This window comes from Halomonas sp., from assembly GCF_041689495.1.
Taxonomy (GTDB): domain Bacteria; phylum Pseudomonadota; class Gammaproteobacteria; order Pseudomonadales; family Halomonadaceae; genus Halomonas.
Genome location: NZ_JBDNGD010000532.1, coordinates 1 through 1016 on the forward strand (window position 1 = coordinate 1; position 1016 = coordinate 1016).

Here is a 1016-nt window from a genome sequence, read left to right on the forward strand (position 1 = left end):
CGACGACGATGGCATCGCGCTGAAGGTGCGCGCGGTGGGATCCGAGCCCATGCGTATCGGCCAGGTGCAGGTCGACGGCGCCTATTGGCGGTTTAGTCAGACGCCGTCTGGCGCCCTGGCCCGGGGGCAGGCCTCGTGGATCCGCATCGCCTATCCCTGGATAGAAGACGAACTACACGAGATCACCTTCGTCACCAACACCGGTACGACGTTTGGACACACCATCGAGGTGGCGGAGGCGACGCCGCGACTGGGTGCTGGACAGCTCTCGGGCTACGGATTGCTGGGCCTGTTCGTGGGTGTACTGCCGGTAGCGCTGGGGCTGTGCCTGCGACCGGCACTTCAGCGTGCCGGGCCCCAGGGGTTTCAGTTTGTCCTGGCGCTGACGCTGGGGCTGCTCGCTTTCCTGCTGGTGGATACCCTTGAGGCGGGCCTCGAGTTGGGAGCCCAGGCGGCCTCCCTGTTCCAGGGGCAGGGGCTGGTGTGGCTGTCGGCCATGGTGGCCTTCCTTGCGCTGATGGCAGTCGGTCGGCGTCATCGTCACCCGCCGGAGGGCAGGGCGCTGGCGTGGTATATCGCGCTGGGTATCGGTCTGCACAACCTGGGTGAGGGCCTCGCCATCGGCGGAGCCTTTGCCGCCGGTGCCGGGGCGCTCGGCACCTTTCTGGTGATCGGCTTTACGCTGCACAACCTCACCGAGGGGGTCGCCATCGCCGCGCCCCTGACGCGGGAGCGCGTGCCGGCTTGGGTGTGGGTGGGGTTGGTCGCCTTGGCCGGCCTGCCAGCGGTGCTGGGGACCTGGTTGGGTGCCTATGCCTTCGCACCCCATTGGTCGGCGCTGTTCCTGGGCCTGGGCGTTGGCGCCATCCTGCAGGTACTGGTAGAGGTCGCGGACTATCTGCGGCGCACGGCAGTGGCTCGCGGGAACTCCCCGGTCTCTGGAATTTCAGCGCTAGGCGTTGCGGCCGGTGTGGTGATCATGTATACCACGGCCTTTCTCGTGCAGGTGTGACCCC

The 1016-nt window shown here is 67.4% G+C and carries 1 protein-coding gene; it reads left to right on the top strand.

Translation table 11 applies throughout. From position 1 onward, the window contains the following. Positions 1-1012: ZIP family metal transporter (locus ACESMD_RS15585; protein ID WP_372614767.1), on the top strand; the 1012-nt coding region annotated here is incomplete at its 5' end. Between the last annotated feature and the right edge of the window lie 4 nt (positions 1013-1016).